24 protein-coding genes are annotated in these 24216 nt (G+C 56.2%); 12 read left to right on the forward strand and 12 right to left on the reverse strand.

The genetic code is table 11. From position 1 onward, the window contains the following. Nucleotides 1-129: 129 nt before the first annotated feature. Nucleotides 130-1320 (reverse strand): tyrosine--tRNA ligase, encoded by a 1191-nt coding sequence (gene tyrS, locus C2U68_RS10390; RefSeq protein WP_409563850.1) that lies wholly within the window; start codon nucleotides 1318-1320, stop codon nucleotides 130-132. 148 nt (nucleotides 1321-1468) lie between these two features. Between tyrS and C2U68_RS10395 the strand changes: the two genes are divergently transcribed. Together C2U68_RS10395 and C2U68_RS10400 are read left to right on the forward strand one after the other, a co-directional pair. Continuing rightward, nucleotides 1469-2764, forward strand: a complete 1296-nt coding sequence (locus C2U68_RS10395) for a peptidoglycan DD-metalloendopeptidase family protein (protein WP_140912425.1) — start codon at nucleotides 1469-1471, stop codon at nucleotides 2762-2764. Nucleotides 2765-2768: 4 nt separating this feature from the next. Beyond that, nucleotides 2769-3884 (forward strand): anhydro-N-acetylmuramic acid kinase, encoded by a 1116-nt coding sequence (locus C2U68_RS10400; RefSeq protein WP_140912426.1) that lies wholly within the window; start codon nucleotides 2769-2771, stop codon nucleotides 3882-3884. Here C2U68_RS10400 and erpA read toward each other — a convergent pair. Further along, nucleotides 3876-4208: an iron-sulfur cluster insertion protein ErpA gene (erpA, locus tag C2U68_RS10405; protein ID WP_064020540.1), complete on the reverse strand. Its 333-nt coding sequence runs from the start codon at nucleotides 4206-4208 to the stop codon at nucleotides 3876-3878. The two genes, C2U68_RS10400 and erpA, sit on opposite strands and share 9 nt — an antisense overlap. 162 nt (nucleotides 4209-4370) lie before the next feature. On the opposite strand from erpA, the gene C2U68_RS10410 reads away from it, so the two are divergent. Next, on the forward strand, nucleotides 4371-4856 hold the full coding sequence (locus tag C2U68_RS10410; RefSeq protein ID WP_140912427.1) for a SixA phosphatase family protein: 486 nt from the start codon (nucleotides 4371-4373) through the stop codon (nucleotides 4854-4856). Here the strand turns inward: C2U68_RS10410 and nirJ are convergent. The 9 genes from nirJ to C2U68_RS10450 form a co-directional block, all read right to left on the reverse strand. Then, nucleotides 4816-6027 (reverse strand): heme d1 biosynthesis radical SAM protein NirJ, encoded by a 1212-nt coding sequence (gene nirJ / locus C2U68_RS10415; protein ID WP_140912428.1) that lies wholly within the window; start codon nucleotides 6025-6027, stop codon nucleotides 4816-4818. The two genes, C2U68_RS10410 and nirJ, sit on opposite strands and share 41 nt — an antisense overlap. A gap of 2 nt (nucleotides 6028-6029) precedes the next feature. Next, nucleotides 6030-6509, reverse strand: coding sequence for an Lrp/AsnC family transcriptional regulator (locus tag C2U68_RS10420; protein WP_140912429.1), 480 nt, complete (start codon nucleotides 6507-6509; stop codon nucleotides 6030-6032). Beyond that, complete coding sequence (locus C2U68_RS10425) at nucleotides 6509-6952, reverse strand: Lrp/AsnC family transcriptional regulator (protein WP_140912524.1); 444 nt, start codon at nucleotides 6950-6952, stop codon at nucleotides 6509-6511. The genes C2U68_RS10420 and C2U68_RS10425 overlap by 1 nt, the downstream gene beginning before the upstream one ends. 4 nt (nucleotides 6953-6956) lie before the next feature. Then, nucleotides 6957-7514, reverse strand: coding sequence for an AsnC family transcriptional regulator (locus C2U68_RS21195; RefSeq protein WP_186289577.1), 558 nt, complete (start codon nucleotides 7512-7514; stop codon nucleotides 6957-6959). Next, on the reverse strand, nucleotides 7507-7962 hold the full coding sequence (locus tag C2U68_RS21200) for an Lrp/AsnC family transcriptional regulator (protein WP_186289578.1): 456 nt from the start codon (nucleotides 7960-7962) through the stop codon (nucleotides 7507-7509). Before C2U68_RS21200 ends, C2U68_RS21195 begins: the two co-directional genes overlap by 8 nt. Before the next feature lie 2 nt (nucleotides 7963-7964). Then, nucleotides 7965-9137 carry a cytochrome D1 domain-containing protein gene (locus tag C2U68_RS10435; RefSeq protein WP_140912430.1) on the reverse strand — a complete coding sequence of 391 codons (1173 nt, stop codon included), beginning with the start codon at nucleotides 9135-9137 and terminating at the stop codon, nucleotides 7965-7967. 73 nt (nucleotides 9138-9210) lie between these two features. Beyond that, complete coding sequence (locus tag C2U68_RS10440; protein ID WP_140912431.1) at nucleotides 9211-9510, reverse strand: c-type cytochrome; 300 nt, start codon at nucleotides 9508-9510, stop codon at nucleotides 9211-9213. A gap of 3 nt (nucleotides 9511-9513) precedes the next feature. Further along, nucleotides 9514-9825, reverse strand: a complete 312-nt coding sequence (locus tag C2U68_RS10445) for a c-type cytochrome (protein WP_140912432.1) — start codon at nucleotides 9823-9825, stop codon at nucleotides 9514-9516. After that, entirely contained in the window at nucleotides 9822-11348 is a 1527-nt protein-coding gene (locus tag C2U68_RS10450) for a cytochrome D1 domain-containing protein (protein ID WP_409563851.1), read from the reverse strand. Before C2U68_RS10450 ends, C2U68_RS10445 begins: the two co-directional genes overlap by 4 nt. A 265-nt stretch (nucleotides 11349-11613) precedes the next feature. Here C2U68_RS10450 and C2U68_RS10455 point away from each other — a divergent pair, with 265 nt between their 5' ends. From C2U68_RS10455 to rsmA, 4 genes are all read left to right on the forward strand, one after another. Then, nucleotides 11614-12177 (forward strand): MarR family winged helix-turn-helix transcriptional regulator, encoded by a 564-nt coding sequence (locus C2U68_RS10455; RefSeq protein ID WP_260839299.1) that lies wholly within the window; start codon nucleotides 11614-11616, stop codon nucleotides 12175-12177. A 63-nt stretch (nucleotides 12178-12240) separates the two neighbouring features. Next, on the forward strand, nucleotides 12241-13224 hold the full coding sequence (gene pdxA / locus C2U68_RS10460; RefSeq protein WP_140912435.1) for a 4-hydroxythreonine-4-phosphate dehydrogenase PdxA: 984 nt from the start codon (nucleotides 12241-12243) through the stop codon (nucleotides 13222-13224). A gap of 11 nt (nucleotides 13225-13235) precedes the next feature. Next, complete coding sequence (locus tag C2U68_RS10465; RefSeq protein WP_140912436.1) at nucleotides 13236-15101, forward strand: tetratricopeptide repeat protein; 1866 nt, start codon at nucleotides 13236-13238, stop codon at nucleotides 15099-15101. A 39-nt stretch (nucleotides 15102-15140) separates the two neighbouring features. Continuing rightward, on the forward strand, nucleotides 15141-15926 hold the full coding sequence (gene rsmA, locus C2U68_RS10470; protein WP_140912437.1) for a 16S rRNA (adenine(1518)-N(6)/adenine(1519)-N(6))-dimethyltransferase RsmA: 786 nt from the start codon (nucleotides 15141-15143) through the stop codon (nucleotides 15924-15926). Between the two features lie 18 nt (nucleotides 15927-15944). On the opposite strand, the gene C2U68_RS10475 is transcribed toward rsmA, so the two are convergent. Then, nucleotides 15945-18980 (reverse strand): ABC transporter substrate-binding protein, encoded by a 3036-nt coding sequence (locus C2U68_RS10475; RefSeq protein WP_140912438.1) that lies wholly within the window; start codon nucleotides 18978-18980, stop codon nucleotides 15945-15947. Between the two features lie 280 nt (nucleotides 18981-19260). Here C2U68_RS10475 and adk point away from each other — a divergent pair, with 280 nt between their 5' ends. The 5 genes from adk to C2U68_RS10500 all read left to right on the forward strand — a co-directional run bounded on the left by adk (nucleotide 19261) and on the right by C2U68_RS10500 (nucleotide 24175). Next, entirely contained in the window at nucleotides 19261-19899 is a 639-nt protein-coding gene (gene adk / locus C2U68_RS10480; protein WP_140912439.1) for an adenylate kinase, read from the forward strand. Nucleotides 19900-19995: 96 nt separating this feature from the next. After that, nucleotides 19996-21402 (forward strand): 3-isopropylmalate dehydratase large subunit, encoded by a 1407-nt coding sequence (gene leuC, locus C2U68_RS10485; RefSeq protein WP_140912440.1) that lies wholly within the window; start codon nucleotides 19996-19998, stop codon nucleotides 21400-21402. Nucleotides 21403-21405: 3 nt separating this feature from the next. Beyond that, nucleotides 21406-22044, forward strand: coding sequence for a 3-isopropylmalate dehydratase small subunit (leuD, locus tag C2U68_RS10490; protein WP_140912441.1), 639 nt, complete (start codon nucleotides 21406-21408; stop codon nucleotides 22042-22044). Between the two features lie 22 nt (nucleotides 22045-22066). Further along, complete coding sequence (gene leuB, locus C2U68_RS10495; RefSeq protein WP_140912442.1) at nucleotides 22067-23146, forward strand: 3-isopropylmalate dehydrogenase; 1080 nt, start codon at nucleotides 22067-22069, stop codon at nucleotides 23144-23146. Between the two features lie 6 nt (nucleotides 23147-23152). Then, the gene (locus C2U68_RS10500; protein WP_140912443.1) at nucleotides 23153-24175 is read left to right on the forward strand and encodes an aspartate-semialdehyde dehydrogenase; all 1023 of its coding nucleotides are present in this window, start codon (nucleotides 23153-23155) and stop codon (nucleotides 24173-24175) included. Nucleotides 24176-24216: the final 41 nt, after the last annotated feature.

Consider the following 24216-nt stretch of genomic DNA (forward strand, 5'->3'; position numbering starts at 1 on the left):
AAATCACCAGCTCACCAACTCCAAAACAACAGAGCCAGTAAAGCCACCGCCAAACCAGGATCCAACTTTCAAATCCCAAAACCGCCAGCAGTGAAGAGCCGCTCATTCTAGCCATAACTCTCCACTCTGTCAACATTTTAATTTCACTTTGGCAAATTTTCTTTTGCCGACCTGGTAAACATGCGAACCAGCACCGATCACTTTTTTCGCATCCTCAACCTTTTCGCCATCGATTTTCACAGCGCCTTGCTTGATTAAACGCAACGCCTCCGAAGTACTCTCAACCAGTCCAGCATTTTTCAGTAGATTAGCAATTGGCACACCTTCGCTCCCTGCATCCATCTCTATTTCAGCCAGATCTTCTGGTATAGCCCCTCTCTGAAACCGCGCTTCGAAATTTTCCAGCGCCGACTTGGCAGCAGCGAAACCATGAAACCGCTCGACGATTTCCTGCGCCAACGCGACTTTATAATTCCGCGGATTGTCTCCATTCTCGCACGCTTGCCGCCAACCCTCGATCTCGAGCATCGGCCGAAAACTCAATAGCTTGAAATAACGCCACATCAACTCGTCGGATATCGACATGATCTTGCCGAACATATCATCTGCCGCATCAGCAATACCTATATAGTTGTTCAGAGATTTCGACATCTTCTGCACCCCATCCAAGCCTTCCAGGATCGGCATGGTCAGGACTATCTGCGGCTTCTGACCATAAATCTCCTGCAATTGGCGCCCGACCAGCAAATTAAACTTTTGATCGGTTCCACCCAGCTCCACATCCGCCTTCATGACTACAGAATCGTAACCCTGAATCAGCGGATATAAAAATTCATGAATCGCAATCGGCTGACCACCTTTATAACGCTTGCTGAAATCGTCCCGCTCCAGCATCCTGGCCACCGTGTGTTTTGCAGCCAACTGAATCAATTCCGCACTGGTCATTACCCCCATCCACGCCGAATTGAATTTCACCTCGGTTTTTTCCGGATCCAATATTTTAAAAACCTGAGCTTGATAAGTCTTGGCATTCTCCAGCACCTCTTCCCTGCTCAACGGCTTCCGCGTGACATTTTTACCAGTCGGATCGCCTATCATCGCAGTGAAATCGCCGATCAAAAATTGAACGTTGTGGCCGGCATCTTGAAACTGCTTCAGCTTGTTGATCAGTACGGTATGCCCCAAATGTAAATCCGGAGCGGTCGGATCGAATCCGGCCTTGATCGTCAACGGTCGACTCTCTTCCAACTTCTTAACGAACTCGGATTCCAACAAGATTTCTTCAGCACCGTAACGCAGCTGAGCCAAGGTTTCTTGCAACAAAACACTCTCCTAATAGCCTTCAGTTTTAGGGCGCGCATTATAAGTGATGCAACTGTGTCAACGGATAAAAAATCCCCATTTGTTAGCCATGAACCATAAAATTGCCTACAATTGGGCATTCGACAAACAATGAAAAGTGATTGCTGTGAAGAACAGAATACTCAAGTCGGCGCTGTTAGGCGCTTGTACCGTTGTTGCCGCAAGTGCAAGTTACGGATTGATCCCGCACAAAGGCTTGGAAGACGCCAAAAGTCTGGAGCAAGACAAACTGATCTCTTCCAGGCTCGATCGATACACCAATTACAATCAAGCCAAACCCAAAATCGAACACCTCGACGTAACCGAGGAACTGGAACACACCGTCAAAACCGGCGAAAACCTTTCCAGCATTTTTTCGGACTTAAACCTGAACCGCGAGGATCTGCATAAAATCATCCACGCCAACCCAACCGGCAAGCAATTCGCAGCGGTCGAGCCCGGTCAAGACGTGGTTGCCACGCTGAACGCCTCGGGAGAACTTGAACGCCTAACCTACGCCAAAAACCCGTTCGAAACCCTGATTGCAACCCGTCACGACGATGGCTTCGATGTCGAATTGCTCAGCAAAAAAGTCGATTATCAAGTCGCCAGCGCCAAGGCTACGATCCATTCCTCGCTGTTCGAAGACGGCACACAAGCAGGATTGCCGGAAAAGATCATTCTAAAACTGGCCGACATCTTTGCCTGGGACATCGATTTTGCGTTGAATTTGCGCGACGGCGACGAGTTCACCGTGGTCTATGAAAAGCTGTTCGTAGAAGGCCGCGAATTCGACACCGGCGACATCTTATCGGTGGAATTCGTCAACCAAGGCAAGACTTACACCGCAGTACGCTTCGAAGACAATCAGGGCAATACCGGTTATTACACGCCGGACGGCAATGGATTACGCAAAGCCTTCCTGCAAACGCCGATGGACTTCGCCAAAATCAGTTCGCATTTCAACCTGCACCGCAAGCATCCGATATTGAACACCATTCGCGCTCACAAAGGCGTGGATTATTCCGCCGCCATCGGCACGCCTGTCAAAACCACCGGCGACGGCAAAATCGTGTTCCGCGGCGTCAGAAACGGTTACGGCAATGTGGTCGAAATCGAGCACGGTCAAAAATATTCGACGCTTTACGCCCATCTGTCGGGCTTCAAAACCGGCCAAAAAGTGGGTGCCAGCATCAAACAAGGCGACGTGATCGGTTACGTCGGCAAAACCGGCTTGGCCACCGGTCCGCATTTGCATTACGAATTCCGCATCGGCGGCCAACACGTCAATCCAGTCACGGTAAAGTTGCCTCATTCCATGCCGATGGACAAAGCCCTGCTGGCCAAATTCAAGGCCCAAACCCAACCGCTGGTCGCGCAACTCAAACAAGCCAAAGGCGACGCCCAGGTCGCGCAGAATTAAACCGATGGCCGAACTTTATATCGGCTTGATGTCCGGGACCAGCATCGATGGCATCGATGCCGGCCTGGTCGACTTCGCTGGTAACAAGATTACGCTTGTCGAGTTCCATTACCAACCCTTCCCGCCGGCACTGAGACAATCCATTCAGGCAATCAGCCAAGCCAATCAGGCAGTGCGATTGCTAGATTATGGACACCTGGACAGCCAAATCGGCCGTTTATTCGGCGAAGCCGCCAATGCATTACTAAAAAAAACAGGAATACCGGCGAGCGCGATCAAAGCCATCGGCAGCCACGGCCAAACCGTTTGCCATGCTCCGGACGGCAGCGACGGTTTCACCCTGCAAATTGGCGATCCAAACCGGATTGCGGAAATCACCGGCATCACTACGGTTGCCGACTTTCGCCGCCGCGACATCGCCGCCGGCGGCCAGGGCGCACCGCTGGTACCAGCGTTCCACCAAGCGCTATTTACCGATCCGAACCAGGCCAGAACGGTGGTCAATATTGGCGGCATCGCCAATATCACCGTACTCGACGACAAACCGGCCATCGGTTTCGATACCGGCCCAGGCAATGGCCTGATCGACTATTGGTATCAGCAACACCATTCCGGCATGTTCGATCAGTCTGGGGAGTGGGCGGCCGGAGGCCACACTAACCAAGAGCTACTGGCCTCACTCAAAGACGACCCTTATTTCGATTTAACGCCGCCGAAAAGCACCGGCAAAGAGTATTTTTCCGCAGCCTGGCTGAAGCGAAAAATCGAATCATTCGGCAACTTAACGGCTCAGGACGTTCAAGCGACGCTTTGCCAATTCAGCGCAGATACGATTTCCGATGCCATCAGCCGGCACGCACCGGAAACCAAGCAAGTGTTCATTTGCGGCGGCGGCGCACATAACCGGCATTTGCTGCAGCTGTTGGCGGAAAACTTAAGAGTTTCAATCGCATCGACAGCCGCCATCGGCGTCGATCCGGATCACGTCGAAGCGATTGCGTTCGCTTGGCTGGCCCGGCAAACTTTGAATCGCTTACCGGGTAACCTATGTAGTGTCACCGGCGCCAAGGCGCCGGTGATTTTGGGCGGAATATATCCTGGCCGAAACGGTTTAGGCTGAGAAAGACGAGCCGCAGCCGCAAGTGGTGGTGGCGTTGGGATTGCGGATCACGAATTGCGCACCCGACAAATCTTCCTTGTAGTCGATTTCTGCGCCGTTTAGATACTGGATGCTCATCGAATCAATCAATACCGTCACGCCGCCGTTGACGATCTGCGTATCGTCCTCGTTCACTTCTTCATCGAAAGTAAAGCCGTACTGGAAGCCGGAACAGCCGCCGCCACTGATATAAACCCGCAGTTTAAGATTGTCGTTACCCTCTTCTTGAATCAAACCCGCGACTTTTTGCGCAGCGCTATCGGTAAATACAATTGGATCGGCCATATAAAACTCTTAAGCAATTGAATGGGTAGGGAATTATGACTATCCCCAGTATTTTGGTCAACAATTATTGTGATACCTTGACCCGGCTGGCCTTTTAACCCACCGGCAACTCAAATCGCAGTAAAATCAGGGTCCGTTTCCGCTGCAATCGAGGAGATACCGATGCTGATCACGTTTCTGAGACATGCTACGGCGGAGGATCGCACCTTATCAAAAGCCGATAGCGATCGAGCGCTCACCGAAAAAGGCGCAAAACAGGTCAAACGGCTGGCGATCTTCTGTGAAAGAAATCGACTCTTGCCAAGCAAGCTATATTGCAGTCCGGTGCTACGGGCCCAACAGACCGCAACTTTACTGCATGACCACTTGCCCAACTGTCCCGCTGCGCTTAGCGCCGATTGGCTGACCATCGGCACCGAACCGCAACAACTGCTGGCACAACTTAAACGGCTGGCCGATCTCGGCGAAGACGATGTCTGGTTAGTGGGGCATGAACCCGATCTTTCCGAGGCTACCGCCTCACTCTTAAACATGTCGGCCACGGCATTGTGCATCAAGAAAGCGTCGTTAACCCGCCTCAATGCCGACTTCAGTAATCCGCAATCGGTCACGCTGCTGTGGAGTCTGCCGTGCGGCTTGATGCGTTGATCTGTTGTGACTGGGCTTGATTCGGTAACAAACGGCCGGCAATTTCCTCGTCTTCCAGGTAGCACCCCGGATCTTCGGCCCAAAAATCGCCGGTCAGTTGCTGCGCCCGAACCCGGGTGTTGCCGTTGCATATAGACTGGTAGCCGCAACTGCCGCACCGCCCCTGCAACGGCCGCGGCGAAGCTTTCAGGCCGGCCATTAGGGGATCGGACACATCCTGCCAGATTTCGGAAAACGGCCGCTGACGAACATTGCCCAAGCCGTAATGCCACCAAAACGTGTCGGGATGGACATTACCCAGGTTATCGATATTGGCGACATTGACACCGGAAGCGTTGCCGCCCCATTGCCGCAGTTTGGCCTGAATGTGCTCGGCCCGCTCCGGGAAGCGGCGTTTGACCCAGTGCAGGAAATAGACGGCGTCGGCGTCGTTGTTGCCGGTCACCACTTCCCGGTGCAGGCCTTGTTTTTCCCAGCTCAACGACTTTTCAAACAGGCTATCCATTACTTTGCGGGTCAACTGAAACTCGGCATCGTCCTTGCGATTCTTGTTACCTCGTCCGCCGTAATTCAAGTGCGACAGATAAAATTTGTCGATGTCCTCGTCGTCCATCAACTGCAACAAATTCTCGAAATCATGGGCGTTATCTTGGGTCAGCGTGAAGCGCACGCCAGCCTTGATACCGTGGTCGCGACATAAACGAATGCCGGCCAGCGAGGCATCGAACGAGCCCTGTTTCTGGCGAAATTTGTCGTGTGCGTCGCGCATGCCGTCGAGACTGACGCCGATGTACTGGTAATCGATCGCGGCTATTTGCTCGATATTGCTGGAGTTGATCAACGTGCCGTTGCTGGATAAGGCCACGTAAAAGCCCATGTCCCGCGCGCGTTGCGAAATCGGAAAAATATCGGGATGCAACAGCGGTTCGCCGCCCGACAAAATCAGCACCGGCACCTTAAAGGCCTTTAAATCGTCCATCACCGTGTAGATTTCCGGCGTCGACAATTCCCCGGGAAAGTTGATGTCGGCCGAAGTCGTATAACAGTGCTTGCAAGTCAGATTGCAGCGGCGAATCAGATTCCAGATCACCACCGGCCCGGAAGGCTTGCGCGCCGGTTTTAACGGTGTTGGCTCAAGTACCTCACGCATGTATTGGCTGAGTCTGAACATGCTTATCCCCCGATACGCAAACCGGTTTTTTTCAAAATTTTGCTGCTGTACAGTACCTCGTGCCCGCGCGCGTGATCGCCCAACAGCTCGGCAATGATGGCGACCTGGCGTTCGGCATCCTGCTCGGTCTTACCGTGTACCATCGCAAATAAGTTATACGGCCAGTCCGGTAAGTGGCGCGGGCGCTGGTAACAATGACTGACGAATGGCAACGCAGCAATCTGCCGGCCCAAGCGGTCGACATCATCATCGCCCACATCCCAAACGGTCATGCCGTTGTGGCGATAGCCCAGTTTGTAGTGGTTGGGCACCGCGGCGATCCGGCGGATGACGCCGGTCTGTTGCATTTCGGCCATGTGCAACATCACGACCTGGACAGACAAACCCAATTGCTCGGCGACGGCTTGATAGGGCTCGGCAACCAACGGTAAGCCGGCTTGGGTAACCTGGATAATTTGGCGGTCTATCTCATCAATACTCATCAAGCTTCCAATTGCAAACCGACGTAATATTCATTGATTTTCGGCATGTTATAGACGGTCAGACCGGTCAGCCGTTCGATCTCGGCAATCACGCTCGCCACCTGTTGCGGCTGTTCGGTGGCCAAGACAAACCACATGTTCAAGGCGTGGTTGCGAGCGTAGTTATGGGCGACCTCGGGAAAGGCGTTGACGATTTCGGCGACTTCGTCAAAACGTTCCTCCGGTACCTTGATGGCGGCCAGGGTCAACGCGCCGCCCATCTGCTCGGCGTGGTACATCGGCCCGAACCGCGACAACACGCCATCGGCCAGCAAGGCCCGCAGGCGCGCCAACAAGCACTCTTCGGTCAAACCCAGTTCTTCGGCGACCCCTCGATAGGGCGATTCGCAGATCGGAAAACCTTGCTGCAGGCGATTGACGATGCGTTTATCGATGGTATCCATGGCGTCAGACATTTTGCCATTCGCATGCAGCGGGAACGACCGCATCCCGTTCGACACGGTTTTGTGGGTCGTTGGCGGCCTCCGCTGGCGCCGAATAGCGCGCACCACGTTGTTTAAAGCAGCGCCGGCTAAACAATACTTCGTAGGGATAAGCCGCCAGCGCGCAATCATGTCTTAACACCGCCCATTGCTCCAACACCACTTCCCGGCTTTTGCCATGGATCATGCAATACAGATTGTAAGGCCAAACCTCGCCCTGGCGCGGCCGCTGATAGCAGAGATTGACGCAGGCTTGTTGACTGATCAGCGCGCCGACGTCGGCGACACGCTCGTCCGGAACATTCATCACGATCATTGCATTGGCCCGGTAGCCGAGTTGGCGATGCTTGACGACCACCCCCCAGCGCTTGATCAAACCTTGCGCACGCAAGCGCGATAGACGCTGGATCACGTCCTGTTCGGTCAAACCCAAATCCTCAGCAATTGCCGCATAAGGTCGTGCCGTGATCGGCAGACCGGCCTGGACGGCGGCAATCAAACGATGGTCAACGGCATCAATCATGCAAATTCAATTCAAAACCGAGATTGATGAAATAGTCGGCCAACATCGGCAATAACATCGCCGGATAACCGCTGCGGTTTTCGATATCCGCAATCACGGCGCGCAAATGCGCCTCGTCGTCGGCCACCGCTACAAACCACAAGTTAAAACGATTTTCCCGTTCGTAGTTATGATTGACTTCCGGACAAGCGCTGACCAAGTCGGCAACCCGCGCCAGATCGTGATCCGGCACCGCCATCGCCACCAGCGCGCTGCTGCCGATGCTGTTCGGCGCAATGACCGGACCGATGCGGCTGATCATCCGTTGCGCCGACAATTCTTCAAAAGCGTGCAGTACAACCTCTTCGCTGACGCCGAGTTGATCGGCAATATCGCGATACGGTGTGGGGCTGAGTGGAAAATCCTGCTGGTAATCGTTGAGCAGGCGTTTGTGCAAGGGTGCCAGCATCGTCACCAACCTATGCGATTGGCTCGGTCGGTGAAAAAAATGCCGCTGGGTTTTTGGGCGGGCAGACGGGCTATTTCGGCCAGGGTTTCCGTATCGTAAACCATCAGCCGATCGTCGTCGCGCACCGCCAGCCATACTGTTTCGCCGCGCGGACTGAATTCCATGTGCAACACCGCCTTGCCGGGTTGCAAGGTTTTGACGATGTTGAAATTCTTAACGTCGATGACCTGCACGGTCTGGTTATCGGGAAACGCGAAATTCACCCAGATTTGGCGGCCGTCGGGCCGAGCACTGACGAAAACCGGCTGGCCGGCCAGCGGAATGCGCTTGACCAGTTCCCAATCGGTTTTATCGATGACCAGCACCTCATGCTGCCCGATGGCCGGCACGAACAGCCAGTCGCCGGCCATCGTCCAGCCCTCCAGATGCGGCATTTTGTAGACTGGTAGTTGCTCGTCGTCCTTGCCGTAGTCTTCCAGTATGTGCTCGACGCCTTTTTCCGGCTGCCATAAATCCAGGAGCGCCAAACCTTTCTCGCCAAACAGGCCAGCCGCGTAAAAATGGCCGTCCGGGCTCAACAACGCATCGTAGGGCTGCTTACCGATGTCCTGGTATTTTTTGACGACTGGTTGACGCGGATTTTTGGCGTCGATCAGCCAGATTTCGTTGGCTTCGAACAAACTGCAAACAAAGCGCTGGCCCGGCGCATCGACCAGACCGACCACTTTGGACAACTTGCTATCGTCGCCGTAGACCGCCGGAATCTCGGCCAATTGTTCCAGAGTTTCGGCATCAAACAGCTTCACCCCGCCCGGCGTGTAATTGGAGACGGCAATCACTTTACCGTCCTGAGATATGGCGCCGCCGATACTGTTGCCGGCCTGCACGTTCCGTTTGTCGATTTTGTCCTGCAACAGATCGATTTTGCTTAATCCGCCGTCACGACCGAATACATAGGCGTAACGCTGATCGCGGGAAAATACCACCGAGGCATGCGACAAATCGCCCAGACCTTCGATTCGGCTCAGCATAGCTGGTTTGGTAGTATTGACGATTTGAATAGTGCCGGCTTCGCGCTCGATCACGACGCCCAAATCGCCGGTCGCCCGCAAATCGGCGCAAGCCGAGCCGGCAACGGCGAGAGCAGACAACAACACGGAAGCCAAAAGTTTCATGAAAACCCTGTTCTGAAAATTATTCCGTTCCAACAAATCCGCAACCGGCCGCTGCCCTTTAGCTAAGCCGACTTCAGCGTTGGCGCAGACGCGCAACCATCCAGCTGATCTCGGCATCGTTCAAAAACGGTTGCCACGCCGGCATAGCCGTGCCGGCCCGGCCGTTACGAATCGCGTCGAACAATAACGCATCGCTTTTGTCGGCCAAGGCGTCCGGCATCAACGAAGGCCCCAATCCACCCTTGGGCGGCAGGCCATGACAGGAACCGCAATCGTGCTTCAGCATATTGGTCAATTCCTGCTGGCGCCCGGCGCCCGGCTCTTCGGCGTACACGCCGAAACAAAACGCGCCGAGCAGCCAGACAATCCGCATCGCTTAAGGCTTGACGCTGCCGTAATAGGCGGCGATATCCGCAATCTCGCTATCGGTCAGCGAACCGGCTATCGCGTTCATGATGTCCGACTTGCGGGTCTTATCGCGGTATTGCTTGATCGCGGTTTTCAAATATTCCGGATCGCGCCCACCCAGCGGCGGGAACGGCGCATCGGCGCTGGGCATACGAATGCCATGGCATTGTGCGCAAACCATTCCGGCTTTATATTGACCGACATATAAACTGACCGCCTGGGCATTGCCGGCGACCAACATCGTCGCCAGCATTGCAGCACTGTAACGGGCTATTTTCATTTGTGTTGCTCCATTTCGTCAGGCGACAAACCGCGGGTCATGTATTTGACCCGGCCTCTGGAGAAAATCCCGGCCGGGCTTTCCATCGGAATGCTGGCGACTTTCTGCAGGCTGTTGGAATCGTAAACCACGACTTCGTCACCGTTATAGCCAGCCGAAATGTAAAGGAATTTACCGTCGGCGCTGTATTCCGGGAAATAGGCATGGCCGCCGACATCCAGGGTTTTGGCGACTTCCAGGGTTTTCTTGTCGATCAACTGCACGGTGCGGGCGCGCCGGTCTTTACTGATGATATCTACCGCGACATAAGGTGCGTTGGCATGAGCGGCCGGCGATTCGGTACCGCCGGAGACCGGCACTTGCTTGACGACTTCCATTTTGTCCAAGTCCCAAACGCTGACCACGGTTTTGTCGCAATCGCCGAAATTGGTACCAAAGCCCAAGGTACGACCGTCCACCACCACCGCCGAGCCGCCGCCAACGTGCGGCACGCAACCGGCCGGCAGTTGTTTGATCAATTCGCGTTTTTCCAGATCGATCGCGGCAACGATGCTGTCGTCATAGGACGCAATCATCAATTTTTTGCCGCCGTGGGTCAGGAAGGCATCGTGCAAGTGACGACCGACTTTCTCGATCTTGGTCACTGGAAAGCCGTCTTTTTTATAATCGACCACCCAGACTTGGCCGGCGTTTTCCAAGGCAATCGCGAAAATATCGGCGTACGGCGTACCGATGATCATGCCGGAATCCGAGGACACGTGTTTGCCGTCCGGATCGATACCTTCCAATTCGAAGGTTTTCAACGGCTCCAACGTGTCGGCGTCCAGGATCACGGCGTTATGCGGCACGAACGAGCCGGCCATGATGTATTTGCCGTCGCGCGATACGCCCATGCCGGGCCCGTTCCAGCCGGTTTTGATGCTGCGCACCGCTTTCATTGAGTACAAATCGACTTTAAAAATCTCGGCGGTGTCGGTTTTGACATAAGCCCAGCGCGGATTGGCCGGATTGAAATCGATAATGTGTGCTGCGGTGCCGGTCGCAACCTCACCAACTTTCTGGTGAGTCGCACTATTGATGAAGATGGCTTTAGAGCCTTCGCCACGGCCGTATTTGCCGCGGGCAGCGACGCCGATCAGGTTTTCGAATTTATCGTCGATCTGGAAGGTCGGCTTGGCTGGCAACGTGCTTTCGTCTTTGACATAGACTTTCAACGACTTTTTCATGTCGTCTATGGTCCAGGCCGGATTCGGTTGTTTCGGCGTCTCCTGCAAGTGCTTGATCAGGCCGCGGATCTCGTCGTCGCTCAATCGGCCGTAGAACGGCGGCATCAAAGTGTCGAAGCTGCCGGCCATGACGATGGTGCGCAACGCGGTCGGACTGCGGCCTTTCAACGTGGCCGAGTTCAACGCCGGCGCCAAATAGCCGCCGTGGTCGGAGCCGTGGCAGCTCGCGCAATTGTCCTGATACAACTGATGCATGTCTTCGGTCTTGGCTAACGCCACTCCGGACGACAAGAGCATGATGATGGAACTCGCCAGTAATTTTTTACCCATTATTGTTGTTTTTTTCATCTAAATTTCCTGCCATCCGCAAGTTAAAAAAAGAGCCAACTTGGTGCATTAAACCATAAAAGACCGCAACGGGCAGCGCAGCGGATTCCCATGATAAAATGACAGCTTGTTGACTCCAGGCCGAATGTTATAAGCTAAAGTTTCGATTCGCTATCAATTTACCGCTTGATAGACGCCCTTGTCAACCCGACGCGGCTCAAACAGAATGCAATTTATGCAAAAGACTGATATCTACGAACTTATCGAGTGCATGACCACGTTAATCCGCTCGGAAGAACGGAAAAAGTGCACCGAATTAGGCCTGCAACCGGTCCACTTCCAAGTATTGAACTACTTATCGCGCTGCAATAAGTACAGCAACACGCCGGCCGCGGTCGCCAATTATCTGGGCATGACCCGCGGTACGGTGTCGCAATCGCTGATCATTTTGGAAAAAAAGGGCTACATCGGCAAAACGCCGGACACTAACGACAAACGCGTCGTGCACTTGCACCTGCTGCCCGACGGCGCCGAAATCCTGAAGCAAGCCCGGCCCTCCGACCTGTTCACCAGCGCCACGGCGATTTTACAGCAAAGCGAGTCGCCGCCATCCGACGCCAACGTATTCCAACAAGCCCTGACCGCGCTGCAAAAAGCCAACCAGTCGCAATCCTTCGGCGTGTGTAAAACCTGCCGCAATTTCAGCGAGAAAGACGGCGGCTTTTTTTGCCTGCTGACCCAGGAAAAACTCAGCGTCGACGACAGCCAACAAATCTGCCAGGAACACAACCCGGTCTAAGACCAGGGAGCACGGCATCCCGGCTAGCGTGCGCACGGCAACACCCGATTCCGGGGAAAAATTATGACGATAGCCAGAATAGCGATAACGCCGGGCGAACCGGCCGGCATCGGCCCGGATTTAACCGTACAACTCGTGCAACGAGCGCTCCAATGCCAACCAGTGGCCGTCGCCGACCCGGAACTATTGGCGCAGCGGGCCGAAAAACTGGGACTGCCGTTAACCATCGAAGCGTTCGAGCCCGACCGGCCGGCCCTGCCGCATCGCTCCGGCACACTGTCGGTGTTACCGCTAAAGCTCAGCGCAGCGGCGGTCTGCGGCCGGCTGAATCCGGACAACAGCCACTACGTGCTGGAAACCATCCGCCAGGCCACATTAGGCTGCCTGAGCGGCACGTTCTCGGCCATGGTCACCGGGCCGGTACATAAAGCCGCGATCAACGATGCCGGCTTCCGCTTCAGCGGCCATACCGAATTCATCGCCGAACTGTGCGCCGCCGATCCGGTGATGATGCTGGCGACGCCGGGGCTGCGGGTCGCGCTGGCCACCACCCATCTGCCTTTGGCCCAGGTCAGCGCCGCGATCACGGCCGAGTCTTTGCGCCGAGTCATCAGAGTACTGGACCACGATTTGCGCCGGCGCTTCCGCATCGCGGAGCCGCGGATTCTGGTATGCGGGCTAAACCCGCACGCCGGCGAAAACGGCCACCTCGGCCACGAAGAAACCAAAATCATCGAACCGACGCTGGAGCGTCTGCGCAGCGAGGGCATCCATCTTTACGGCCCATTGCCCGCCGACACCCTGTTCACCCCCAAATACCTGGACCATGCCGACGCCGTACTGGCGATGTACCACGACCAAGGCCTGCCGGTGTTGAAATTCAAAGGCTTCGGCCAAGCCGTCAACGTCACCCTCGGCCTGCCCATCGTCCGCACCTCGGTCGACCACGGCACCGCACTGGAACTGGCCGGCACCGGCAAAGCGGAACTCGGCAGCTTGCAATTTGCATTGCAGACGGCGTTGGATATGAGCATAGGAACAAAATAAAGGAAGCGGCGATGACTGAATCGATACCGGAACCCGAGCACTGGAGTACCCAAAGTTTTCTGGCGCATTTCATGCGAGTTCACGATCAAATGCCCGATCGCTCGTTTGCTTTTATCCTCGGTGCCGGGGCATCGCGGGCTTCCGGCATTCCGACCGGCGGCGAGCTGGTGCAAAAATGGCTGGCAGAATTGCATCAACGCGCCGAGACGCAAGACGCGCTAACGGACTGGGCCAAGTCCGACAATCTGCAAATCCCAGGCTTCGATTACACCCGGAAAGCCGAGTTTTACCCGCAAATTTACGAACGCCGCTTTCGCCGCGATCCGGAAGAAGGCTATGCCGATTTGGAAGCGGTAATGGCGGACAGGGAACCCAGCTTCGGATACTCGGTACTCTCCAACATCCTCCACCAAACCCGGCATAAAGTGGTGGTTACCACCAACTTCGACAATCTGGTCGCCGAGGCCTTGTCGATTTATACCCGCTCTTATCCTTTGGTATGCGGCCACGAATCGCTGGCCGGCTTTGTTCGCACCCGTTTGCGTCGACCGTTAATCGCTAAAATCCATCGCGATCTGTTGTTCGCGCCGATCAACGACGGCGATGGCGTCAACCACTTGGCGGATGGTTGGGAACAGGCCTTAACCCGGCTGTTTTCCCACCACACCCCCATCGTGCTGGGCTACGGCGGCAACGACGGCAGCCTGATGGATTTTTTGCGCGCCATGCCGAGCGGAAGCATTCCCGGCGGCATTTTTTGGTGTTACCGCAAAAACGACGGCCTACCCAGTGATCGAATCCGGCTGTTAGTCGCCCAGCACAACGGCGCACTGGTGCCTGTGGTGGGTTTCGACGAATTCATGCTGCAATTACACAACCAATTTGAATATCAATTTTTGGCGGATGCGGTCAGACAACGCGCAGAGGATCGCGCCAAACACTATCAAACCCAAGTGGACGAGATTCAAAAACGACTGGATAGCGCCACCGGCGATCAATCGCCAGAAACCCAGGCCGTCAAACAAGCCTTGCACGACAGCGTTGCCCGGCAAAAACTCAACAACTGGTGGGATTGGGAACTGAAAGCCCGTCAGGAAATAGATCCAATAGAACGCGAACGGATTTATCGTGAGGGATTGGCCCAATTCCCAAACAGCGCGGAATTGACCGGCAATTTCGCTATCTTCATGAAAAAAAAATGCCGGGATTATGACGAAGCGGAACGCCTCTACCGTAAAGCCATAGAACTCGATCCGAATGACGCAGATTACGCCGGCAATTTCGCTAGTTTCATGGCGTATAGCCGCCAAGACTACGACGAGGCAGAGCGCTTGTACCGTAAGGCTTTGGAACTCTATCCGAATGGTCACGACCATACCGGCAATTTCGCTTTCTTCATGGCGAATATCCGCAAGGATTACGACGAAGCCGAACGCCTGTACCGCAAAGCCTTGCAACTCGATCCTAGTAATGCCGACCGCAACGGCAATTTCGCCTGTTTGAAGCTGATACAAAACCAATTGACTGAAGCGGAAACCTTGGCAAGGCAGGCCTGGCAACTCAACGCCGGCCAAAGCGAACAAATCGGCGCCGAAGCGGCGTTTTATCTGGGTTTGATTGCACGATTGCGACAAGGCGATGACAGCGCCGCCTTGGGCCGAGCGAAAACCTTGTTAAGCAATGGCTTTACCCGCAGCGATTGGTGTTTCGACGCACTCTTGGCGAGCGTGCAAGGCCGGTTGGCTAAAGGAGATTATTTACTATATACCGCGCTGAGCGCCGCGATTCTCAATGCCGACGAAGTTGCCGAACTGGAGCAAATTCCGCGTTGGCAAGCAATCGAGCCTATCGCACTCGACACGCCTTGGATCGATTAACGCGTTCCGTAGATTTCGAATTACCTAAACGGCAACATCATGACCCACACCGCCCGCAAACGCTTCGGCCAAAACTTTCTGCAAGATTACCGCATCATCCAAGACATTTTGGATTATGCCCACCCGCAAGCGGGCGAACACTGGGTCGAAATCGGCCCCGGCCTGGGCGCGCTGACCAAACCGCTGCTGGACAGCGGCGTGAAATTGGACGTGGTCGAGCTGGACCGGGACTTGGTGACGCGCTTGCAAAAGCAGTTTGCCGGCAACGCCAACATCAACATCCACAGCGCCGACGCGCTGAAGTTCGACTTCAGCGGCTTGGCCGGGGCCGGCGAAAAATTGCGGGTGATCGGCAACCTGCCCTACAACATCTCCACGCCGCTGATGTTTCATTTGCTGGAAACCACGAGCTGCATCGAAGACATGCATTTCATGCTGCAAAAAGAAGTGGTGGACCGGATTTGCGCGGAACCGGGCAGTAAAAAATACGGCCGGCTCAGCGTGATGATGCAGTACTACTGCGAGGCGGAGTGGATGTTCGACGTGCCGCCGGAAAGCTTCGATCCGGTACCGGCGGTGATGTCGGCCATCGTCCGACTAGCGCCGCATGCCGCGCCGCCGGCCGCCGTCGGCAACCTGGACGACTTCAACAGCTTGGTCAGCCAAGCGTTCTCGCAGCGGCGCAAGACCATTCGCAATTCCTTGAAAAACCTGGTCGAAGCGGAGCTCCTGGACGAGCTCGGCATCGACAGCAACTTGCGCGCCGAAGCCGTGACGCTGGAGCAATTTGCCGCGCTAAGCCGGCGCATTGCCTCTCCCCGCTAAGCAAAACAGCGGCAATGTTTAGGCCTGCCCGGCTATGCAGCGGCGGATCAAGCCGATCAACTCTGCGATATTGAACGGTTTAGTGACGTAGGCCTGGAATCCGGCCGCCATGTAGCGGGCTACATCCTCGCTCATGGCATCCGCACTGATCGCAATCACCGGAACGGCGGCGGTCGCCGGATCGCGGCGCAAATCGCGCAAGGCAGCCTCGCCGCTCATACCGGGCAAATTGATGTCCATCAACACCAAATCCGGTTGCAAGGCCCGGATCATGGGCAAGGCTTGCTCTGCGCTGGCGGCGACGTCAAGCTGCAACTCCGGCAGCCGCCGGAATACTTGGCGCATCACGTCGACGTTCACCGAGTTGTCCTCGACATACACCACCTTGCCGCAGACACCCGCGCCGACAACACCATTCACGCCGGCGTCTTCGGCGTCCACCGCCTCGGAAATGTACTCTGGCTCGGGCTCGGCCACGGCCAACTCCACCCAGAAATGGCTGCCGACGCCCTCCCGGCTTTCGCAGCCGATACGCCCGCCCATGACCTCGGCCAATTGTTTGCAAATCACCAAACCGATACCGGTACCTTCGATGGAGCTGCGCTCCGCACCCAGGCGCTGAAACGGCTTGAACAATTCGGACTGGTAGCGCTCCGGGATGCCTATTCCGGTGTCTGTCACATCGATTGTTACGGTCTTCCCTTGAATCCGATAATCCAAATCGACCGTGCCGCCGTCCCGGTTGTATTTGACGGCATTGGAGACCAGATTCAGCAACAACTGCCTGAGCTTGTCGAGATCGGCCTTGACCGCTAACGCCGGGCTCTGTGCCGCCGGCTGGCTTTCAGCGGCGGTATCGTCGCGACGGCACAGACGCAATTCAATGCCGCGGGCCGAAGCCATGGTCGACAACAACAGGATGACTTCCTTGAACACCGGCAGCAATGCCACCGGCACCAATTTGAGTTCGGTTTTACCGGACTCGATACGAACCAGATCCAGAATTTCGTTGACCAGTTTCAGCAAGTGCCGGCCGCTGCCGAGTATCATCCGCACCGAACCGAGCTGCCCTTCGGTCAAAGGTTCGTCTGTATCGGACTCCAGCAGCTGGCTGAATCCGATGACGGAATTCAAAGGCGTACGCAGCTCGTGGCTCATACTGGATAAAAACACCGACTTGGCGCGATTGGCCGACTCTGCGACCTCCTTGGCCTGTGCCAATTTTTCCTCAGCCTGCTTCCGCTCGGTGACATCCAGCATGATGCCGGTCCACACCACCGATTCGCCGTTGGCCGCCGGATTGGGCTGGGCGGTCAATTGCAGCCATTTCAAGCGGCCGGACAGCGCGATGATGCGAAACTCGACATTGAAATAACGCCCTTCCCGGCTGGCGTTTTGCTCTTCGACGGCCAGCCGCGGCAGATCGTCGGGGTGAATCAAGCGCGTGAAAGCCCTTGCGTCGCCGAGCACAGCCTCCGGCTCCAGCTCCAAAATGTCGCGACAGCGCGGACCGACATAGAGAAAACCGGCATCGGGCCGAGGTGGCAACACGTAATCGCAGAGCATGCCCGGCACCGTGGCGGCAATGTTGCGAAATCGCGCTTCGCTCTTACGCAAGGCTTGCTCCATTGCTTTGCGCTCGCTGATGTCGGTAATAAAACCGTGCCACAGAACATCACCGTTTTCCAACCGGGTCGGCGTAGCATGGCCTTCCAGCCAAATCTCGCCGTGCTCGGGATGGATCACGCGGTACTCGTCGCGCCAGACATTCAGGCTCTCGGCAGAAAGCGCGATACTCCCCCGTACTCTTTCCAAATCGTCCGGATGCAATACCTCGAACATCGGCGCCGCGTCGACACGCACGGCAGCGGGATCGACGCCGTAAACACCGTAAATGCCGGCACTGGCGTAGGGAAAGCAGGAACGGCCATCGGCCCGCAGCAGGAACTGGTAGATCATGCCCGGCAAGTTGGCGGCCATTTTCTCTTGGCGACTCAGCACGCGGAATATTGCGCGACGGCTCCGCATTTGCAGATAGGCAAATCCGCCTAGCAGTATCAGTATGGTCAGCGTACCGGCCAACCAAGGATACAGCCAGGACAGGTCCTGGCCGTCGGGATGGTAGATCATGCCGCTAAAATCGAATCTTTCCGGCAGCATACCCAGGCGGGTGTAAATATCGGCGATGTGCTGCCAGCGCGACTCGCTGTTGTGGCCGAGTTCAATCAGGTCGGCCATGATGAAGCGGCGGTATTGTCTGGCCTCCCACTTCAGATGTTCCAACGGCCGTTCGGGGATGTATTCGCGCTGAATCAACTCGGCGATTTCGTCAGGATGCTGCAACGCATAGGCCCAGCCCTTCAAGCTTGCCGCCCGAAAGGCCCTGACGCGCTGGGGGTGCCGTTTGACTTGTGCCTCGCTGGTAAACAGGGTATCGCCGTAGAAATCGATACCGGCGTCGATAGCCCGCAACTCGGTGTAACCGATGCCGGCCTGATGCAGCGTGTAAGGCTGATCGGGAGAGTAGGCGGAAATCGCGTCGGTACGGCCTTCGATCAGATCGTCGATGTTTTGGCTATGGGTTTGGCGCTGGTAATCGGCAGGGTGCAGACCGGATTGAATGAAATACGCCAGCAATTCGGCGTCGTTCGGCCCGTACATTACCCGCTTGCCGGCCAAATCGGCAACGTCGCGGATGCCGCTGCCGTGGCGCACCACCAAGCTCAGCGGCGAATGTTGGATGATGGGAGCCAATACCACTACCGGCAATCCGCTGGCTCTATCCAAAATCAACTGGGAATTGCCGACCCCAAACTCGGCCTGTCCCGATGCCACCGTTTCCGAAACCGAACGCTCCTGACCGCCTTCGACGATGCTGACCCGCAGCCCGGCGTCCTGGTAAAACCCCTTGTGTAGCGCCGCGTAGTAGCCGGCGAACTGGAATTGGTGTTTCCACTTCAGTTGCAGCGTTACCGTGTCCGGGGCTTGCACGGCGCCGGCAATCCGGACGATCGCGAACAGCAACACTATCAAACCGATTCTCGATACAGCCATGCCGACTGGCCTCCTATATTCCAAGACCGATATCCGGCATAGGCAGCGAATCGCTCGCGGGATTAGCGGTTTGGCATAAGCATAACCCGTTTTCCGGAAAGCGCACCTCCGCCAGCCGCCGGCTTGAGCGATCGACACCCGAAACTTACGACGCCGGACAAATCAGCAAGCCTTCGATAAATGCGTTAAAATGCGGCATTTTTCTTAAACGTTAACCAAGCCGGATTTCCCGTATACGGCGGTATTTTCTAACCACACAATATCTTCCGGAGATGTTGCAATGCGTATTATTTTGTTAGGCAGCCCTGGGTCGGGCAAGGGCACCCAGGCACAGTTCATCACCGAAAAATTCGGCATCCCCCAAATTTCGACCGGCGACATGCTGCGCGCCGCGGTCCGTGAAGGCACACCGCTGGGTATCGAAGCCAAAAAGGTCATGGATAGCGGCGGTCTGGTTTCCGACGAAATTATTTTAGGCCTGATCAAGGAACGCATTGCCCAGGACGACTGCAAAAACGGCTTTCTGCTGGACGGCTTCCCGCGCACCATCGCCCAGGCTGAAGGCTTGGCCAAAATGGGAGTCGAGCTGGACTACGTCGTGGAAATTGCCGTCGACGACGAGGAAATCATCAAACGCATGAGCGGCCGCAGGGTACATCCGGCTTCGGGCCGCAGCTACCATGTCGTATTCAACCCGCCGAAACAGGAAGGTGTCGACGACGTTACCGGCGAGCCGCTGATCCAACGCGACGACGACAGAGAAGAAACCGTGCGCAAACGCCTGAGCGTCTATCACGAGCAAACCAAACCGCTGGTGGGTTTTTATTCCGCAGCCGACCAAGCCGCCAAATTCGCCTCGATCGCCGGCGTCGGCTCGGTGCAGGACATCACCGACAAGCTGTTCGCAGCGTTGGCATAACAAAAGTTCAGGGTACGCATTTATGCCCTTTCGGGTATCGCGTACCTTTTAGTTAGAGACGGTACGCCGCGCGTACCCTACCAGAGAGAAACCAAGATGGCAGGTAAAACCTTATACGACAAATTGTGGGACGACCACGTCGTTCACACCGAAGACGACGGCTCGTGCTTAATCTATATCGACCGCCAGTTGCTGCATGAAGTGACTTCACCGCAAGCCTTCGACGGCATGCGGATCTCGGGCCGCAAACCCTGGCGCGTGGCGCGCAATCTGGCGGTGGCCGACCATAACGTGCCGACATCGGGCCGCGCCCAAGGCATTGCCGATCCGGTTTCGAGATTGCAGGTGCAAACCCTGGAAAACAACTGCGCCGAGTTCGGTATTACCGAATTCGACATGGCCGACATCCGCCAAGGCATCGTGCATGTGGTCGGCCCGGAACAAGGCGCCACCCTGCCCGGCATGACCGTGGTCTGCGGCGACTCGCATACCTCGACTCACGGCGCATCGGCCGCGCTGGCCTTCGGTATCGGCACCTCTGAAGTCGAACACGCCCTGGCGACGCAGACGCTGGTACAAAAGAAAGCCAAAAACATGTTGATCAAGGTCAACGGCAAAACCGGTCCCGGCGTCACCGCCAAAGACATCGTGTTGGCGATCATCGGCCAAATCGGCACTGCCGGCGGCACCGGCTACACCATCGAATTCGGCGGCGACGCCATCCGTGAGCTGAGCATGGAAGGCCGCATGACCGTCTGCAACATGGCCATCGAAGCCGGCGCCCGCGCCGGTTTGATCGCCTGCGACGAAAAAACCATCGAGTTCTACCGCGACCGCCCCTATTCGCCGAAAGGCGAAGACTGGAACATGGCGGTGCGTTACTGGGAAAAACTGCATTCCGACGCCGACGCCAAATTCGACAAAGTGATCGAATTCGACGCCGCCGCGATCAAACCGCAAGTGAGCTGGGGCACCTCGCCGGAAATGGTATTGCCGGTCGACGCCAGCATTCCCGACCCGACTCAAGAAGCCGATCCGGTCAAAAAGCAAAGCATCGAACGCGCTTTGCAATACATGGGCTTGCAGGCCGGCCAGAAGATCACCGACATCAAATTGGACAAAGTCTTCATCGGTTCCTGCACCAACTCGCGCATCGAAGACCTGCGCGCGGCGGCAGCGGCAATCAAAGGCCGCAAGAAAGCCGCTTCGGTCAAGCAAGTACTGGTCGTGCCCGGTTCCGGCCTGATCAAGCAGCAAGCCGAAGCCGAAGGTCTGGACAAAATCTTCATCGCGGCCGATTTCGAATGGCGCGAACCCGGCTGCTCGATGTGTCTGGCAATGAATGCCGACCGGCTGGACGCCGGCGAACATTGCGCCTCGACCTCCAACCGCAACTTCGAAGGCCGCCAGGGTTACGGCGGCCGCACCCACTTGGTCAGCCCCGCGATGGCTGCCGCGGCAGCGATTGCCGGCCACTTTGTCAACGTCGCCGAGGAGGCTTAAACCATGCAGGCTTTTACCACTTTGACCGCTTTGGTTGCACCGCTGGATCGAGCCAACGTCGACACCGATGCGATTATTCCGAAACAGTTTTTGAAGTCGATCCGCCGCGCCGGTTTCGGTCCGTATTTGTTCGACGAATGGCGTTATCTGGACCGCGGCGAGCCGGAAATGGATTGCAGCAACCGGCCGCTGAATAAAGACTTCGTGTTGAACCAACCGCAGTACCAAGGCGCGCAAATCCTGTTGACCCGGGAAAACTTCGGTTGCGGCTCGTCGCGCGAACACGCGCCGTGGGCGCTGGAAGATTTCGGTTTCCGCGCCATTATTGCGCCGAGCTTCGCCGATATCTTCTTTAACAACTGCTTCAAGAACGGCATCCTGCCGATCGTGCTGCCCGCTGAAACAGTGGACCGCTTGTTCAAGGAACTGGCTGACGGTTACCAATTGACCATCGACCTTGAAACCCAAACCATCACCACGCCCGGCGGCGAGGCGATTGCCTTTAGCGTCGACGAAAACCGCCGCTACCGTTTGCTGAACGGCTTGGACGACATCGCACTGACCTTGCAACACGCGGACAAGATCAAGGCTTACGAAACGGAACGCGCCAAACGCGCGCCCTGGTTGTTCAGAGAAGCTTAAACCGCAAGCATAAGGTCGATTGATGCCCAAAAAAATCGCCGTGTTACCGGGTGACGGCATAGGCCCGGAAATCGTCGCCGAAGCCCTGAAGGTGTTGAGTTTTGTCAACACCGACATGGGCCTCGGCCTCAGTTTCGAGACTGCGCTGGTTGGCGGCGCCGCTTACGACGCCTTCGGCACGCCGCTGCCGCAACAAACCTTGAACCTGTGCAAGAACGCCGACGCAGTGCTGCTGGGAGCAGTGGGTGGCCCGAAATGGGAACCCTTGGCGCACGCGATCCGGCCGGAACGCGGCTTGCTGGGCATCCGCTCGGAGCTGAACCTGTTCTCCAACTTGCGGCCGGCGATTTTGTACCCGCAACTGGTGCACGCCTCGACGCTAAAACCGGAAGTGGTTTCCGGCCTGGATCTGATGATTGTCCGCGAATTGACCGGAGGCATCTACTTCGGCCAACCGCGCGGCATCCATATTGCCGAATCCGGGGAAAAGGTCGGCGCCAATACCGAAATCTACAGCGAATCCGAAATTCGCCGTATTGCCCATTCCGCATTCCGTATCGCTCAAAAACGCCACAAAAGGCTGTGCTCGGTCGACAAAGCCAACGTGCTGGAAGTCACCGAATTATGGCGCAACGTGATGACCGAAGTCGGCAAGGACTATCCCGACATCGAGCTGAGCCACATGTACGTCGACAATGCGGCAATGCAGTTGGTGCGGGCACCGAAACAATTCGATGTCATCGTTACGACCAATATGTTCGGCGATATCTTGTCCGACGTTGCGGCGATGCTGACCGGTTCGATCGGCATGCTGCCGTCGGCTTCGCTGGACGCCAATGCCAAGGGCATGTACGAACCGATCCACGGTTCGGCGCCGGACATCGCCGGCCAAGGCATCGCCAATCCGCTGGCGACGATTTTGTCGGTGGCGATGATGCTCAGATACACCTTCAACCAACCCGAAGCGGCCGAACGCATCGAAGCGGCGGTCAATGCGGCGCTGGATTCCAACGTGCGCACCGCCGATATTTACTCCGACGGCATGACCCAAGTCACTACGTCCGGCATGGGCGACGCCGTTCTCAAAGCTTTACAAGGATAATCCACGATGTCTAAAACCTACGATGTAGCGGTCGTCGGCGCCACCGGCGCGGTCGGCGAAACCATGATTTCCATTCTGGAAGAGCGCAATTTCCCGGTCGGCAAAGTGTATGCGCTGGCCAGCGAACGTTCGGCGGGCAAACGCATTCCATTTAAAGACGGCTCGCTGGTCGTTGAAGATTTGGCTACATTCGATTTTTCCAAAGTCCAGATCGGCCTGTTCTCGCCCGGTGCCTCGGTATCGGCCGAATACGCACCGAAAGCCGCGGCGGCCGGCTGCGTCGTGATCGACAACACCTCGCAATTTCGCTACGACGACGACATCCCGCTGGTGGTACCGGAAGTCAATCCGGAAAAAGTCGCCGACTACAAGAACCGCGGCATCATCGCCAACCCGAATTGCTCCACCATTCAGATGCTGGTGGCCTTGAAACCGATTTACGATGCAGTCGGCATCAGCCGCATCAACGTCGCCACTTACCAGGCCGTATCCGGCACCGGCAAGGAAGCGATCGAAGAACTGGCGACGCAAACCGCCAATTTGTTAAATGCGAAACCGGTTTCGCCCAGCGTTTATCCGAAACAGATCGCCTTCAACGTATTGCCGCAAATCGACGTGTTCATGGACAACGGCTACACCAAGGAAGAAATGAAAATGGTCTGGGAAACTCGAAAAATCCTGGGCGATGCCGATATCCTGGTTAATCCTACCGCAGTGCGGGTGCCGGTATTTTTCGGTCACTCCGAAGCGGTACATATCGAGACCAAACAGAAAATATCCGCGGCACGCGTGCGCGAATTGCTGAGCCATGCGCCGGGCGTCACCTTGCTGGACGAACGAGAAAACGGCGGCTATCCGACTGCAGTAACGGAGTCCTCCGGCCACGACGACGTCTTCGTCGGCAGGATCCGCGAAGATATCTCGCATCCAAGCGGAATCGATCTGTGGGTAGTCAGCGATAACGTCAGAAAGGGTGCCGCGCTTAACAGTGTGCAGATTGCCGAACTGCTGGTAAAAAGCCACATCTAGTCTAAGCTTAGCTCTGTTTTTTGTGAGGTCGTCGCACCGAG

This window comes from Methylomonas koyamae, from assembly GCF_006483455.1.
GTDB classification, from domain to species: domain Bacteria; phylum Pseudomonadota; class Gammaproteobacteria; order Methylococcales; family Methylomonadaceae; genus Methylomonas; species Methylomonas koyamae_B.

Coding starts and splice junctions, on each gene's coding strand:
- erpA (WP_064020540.1), bottom strand. CDS start 4,208: ATGGCCGATCCAATTGTATTTACCGATAGCGCTGCGCAAAAAGTCGCG.
- rsmA (WP_140912437.1), top strand. CDS start 15,141: ATGACCCACACCGCCCGCAAACGCTTCGGCCAAAACTTTCTGCAAGAT.
- leuD (WP_140912441.1), top strand. CDS start 21,406: ATGCAGGCTTTTACCACTTTGACCGCTTTGGTTGCACCGCTGGATCGA.
- C2U68_RS10450 (WP_409563851.1), bottom strand. CDS start 11,348: ATGCTCTTGTCGTCCGGAGTGGCGTTAGCCAAGACCGAAGACATGCAT.
- nirJ (WP_140912428.1), bottom strand. CDS start 6,027: ATGTTCAGACTCAGCCAATACATGCGTGAGGTACTTGAGCCAACACCG.
- C2U68_RS10500 (WP_140912443.1), top strand. CDS start 23,153: ATGTCTAAAACCTACGATGTAGCGGTCGTCGGCGCCACCGGCGCGGTC.
- C2U68_RS21195 (WP_186289577.1), bottom strand. CDS start 7,514: ATGATTGATGCCGTTGACCATCGTTTGATTGCCGCCGTCCAGGCCGGT.
- C2U68_RS10425 (WP_140912524.1), bottom strand. CDS start 6,952: ATGGATACCATCGATAAACGCATCGTCAATCGCCTGCAGCAAGGTTTT.
- C2U68_RS10475 (WP_140912438.1), bottom strand. CDS start 18,980: ATGGCTGTATCGAGAATCGGTTTGATAGTGTTGCTGTTCGCGATCGTC.
- C2U68_RS10440 (WP_140912431.1), bottom strand. CDS start 9,510: ATGCGGATTGTCTGGCTGCTCGGCGCGTTTTGTTTCGGCGTGTACGCC.
- leuC (WP_140912440.1), top strand. CDS start 19,996: ATGGCAGGTAAAACCTTATACGACAAATTGTGGGACGACCACGTCGTT.
- C2U68_RS10400 (WP_140912426.1), top strand. CDS start 2,769: ATGGCCGAACTTTATATCGGCTTGATGTCCGGGACCAGCATCGATGGC.
- C2U68_RS10420 (WP_140912429.1), bottom strand. CDS start 6,509: ATGAGTATTGATGAGATAGACCGCCAAATTATCCAGGTTACCCAAGCC.
- C2U68_RS10435 (WP_140912430.1), bottom strand. CDS start 9,137: ATGAAACTTTTGGCTTCCGTGTTGTTGTCTGCTCTCGCCGTTGCCGGC.
- C2U68_RS10445 (WP_140912432.1), bottom strand. CDS start 9,825: ATGAAAATAGCCCGTTACAGTGCTGCAATGCTGGCGACGATGTTGGTC.
- C2U68_RS10465 (WP_140912436.1), top strand. CDS start 13,236: ATGACTGAATCGATACCGGAACCCGAGCACTGGAGTACCCAAAGTTTT.
- adk (WP_140912439.1), top strand. CDS start 19,261: ATGCGTATTATTTTGTTAGGCAGCCCTGGGTCGGGCAAGGGCACCCAG.
- C2U68_RS21200 (WP_186289578.1), bottom strand. CDS start 7,962: ATGCTGGCACCCTTGCACAAACGCCTGCTCAACGATTACCAGCAGGAT.
- C2U68_RS10410 (WP_140912427.1), top strand. CDS start 4,371: ATGCTGATCACGTTTCTGAGACATGCTACGGCGGAGGATCGCACCTTA.
- pdxA (WP_140912435.1), top strand. CDS start 12,241: ATGACGATAGCCAGAATAGCGATAACGCCGGGCGAACCGGCCGGCATC.
- leuB (WP_140912442.1), top strand. CDS start 22,067: ATGCCCAAAAAAATCGCCGTGTTACCGGGTGACGGCATAGGCCCGGAA.
- C2U68_RS10455 (WP_260839299.1), top strand. CDS start 11,614: ATGCAAAAGACTGATATCTACGAACTTATCGAGTGCATGACCACGTTA.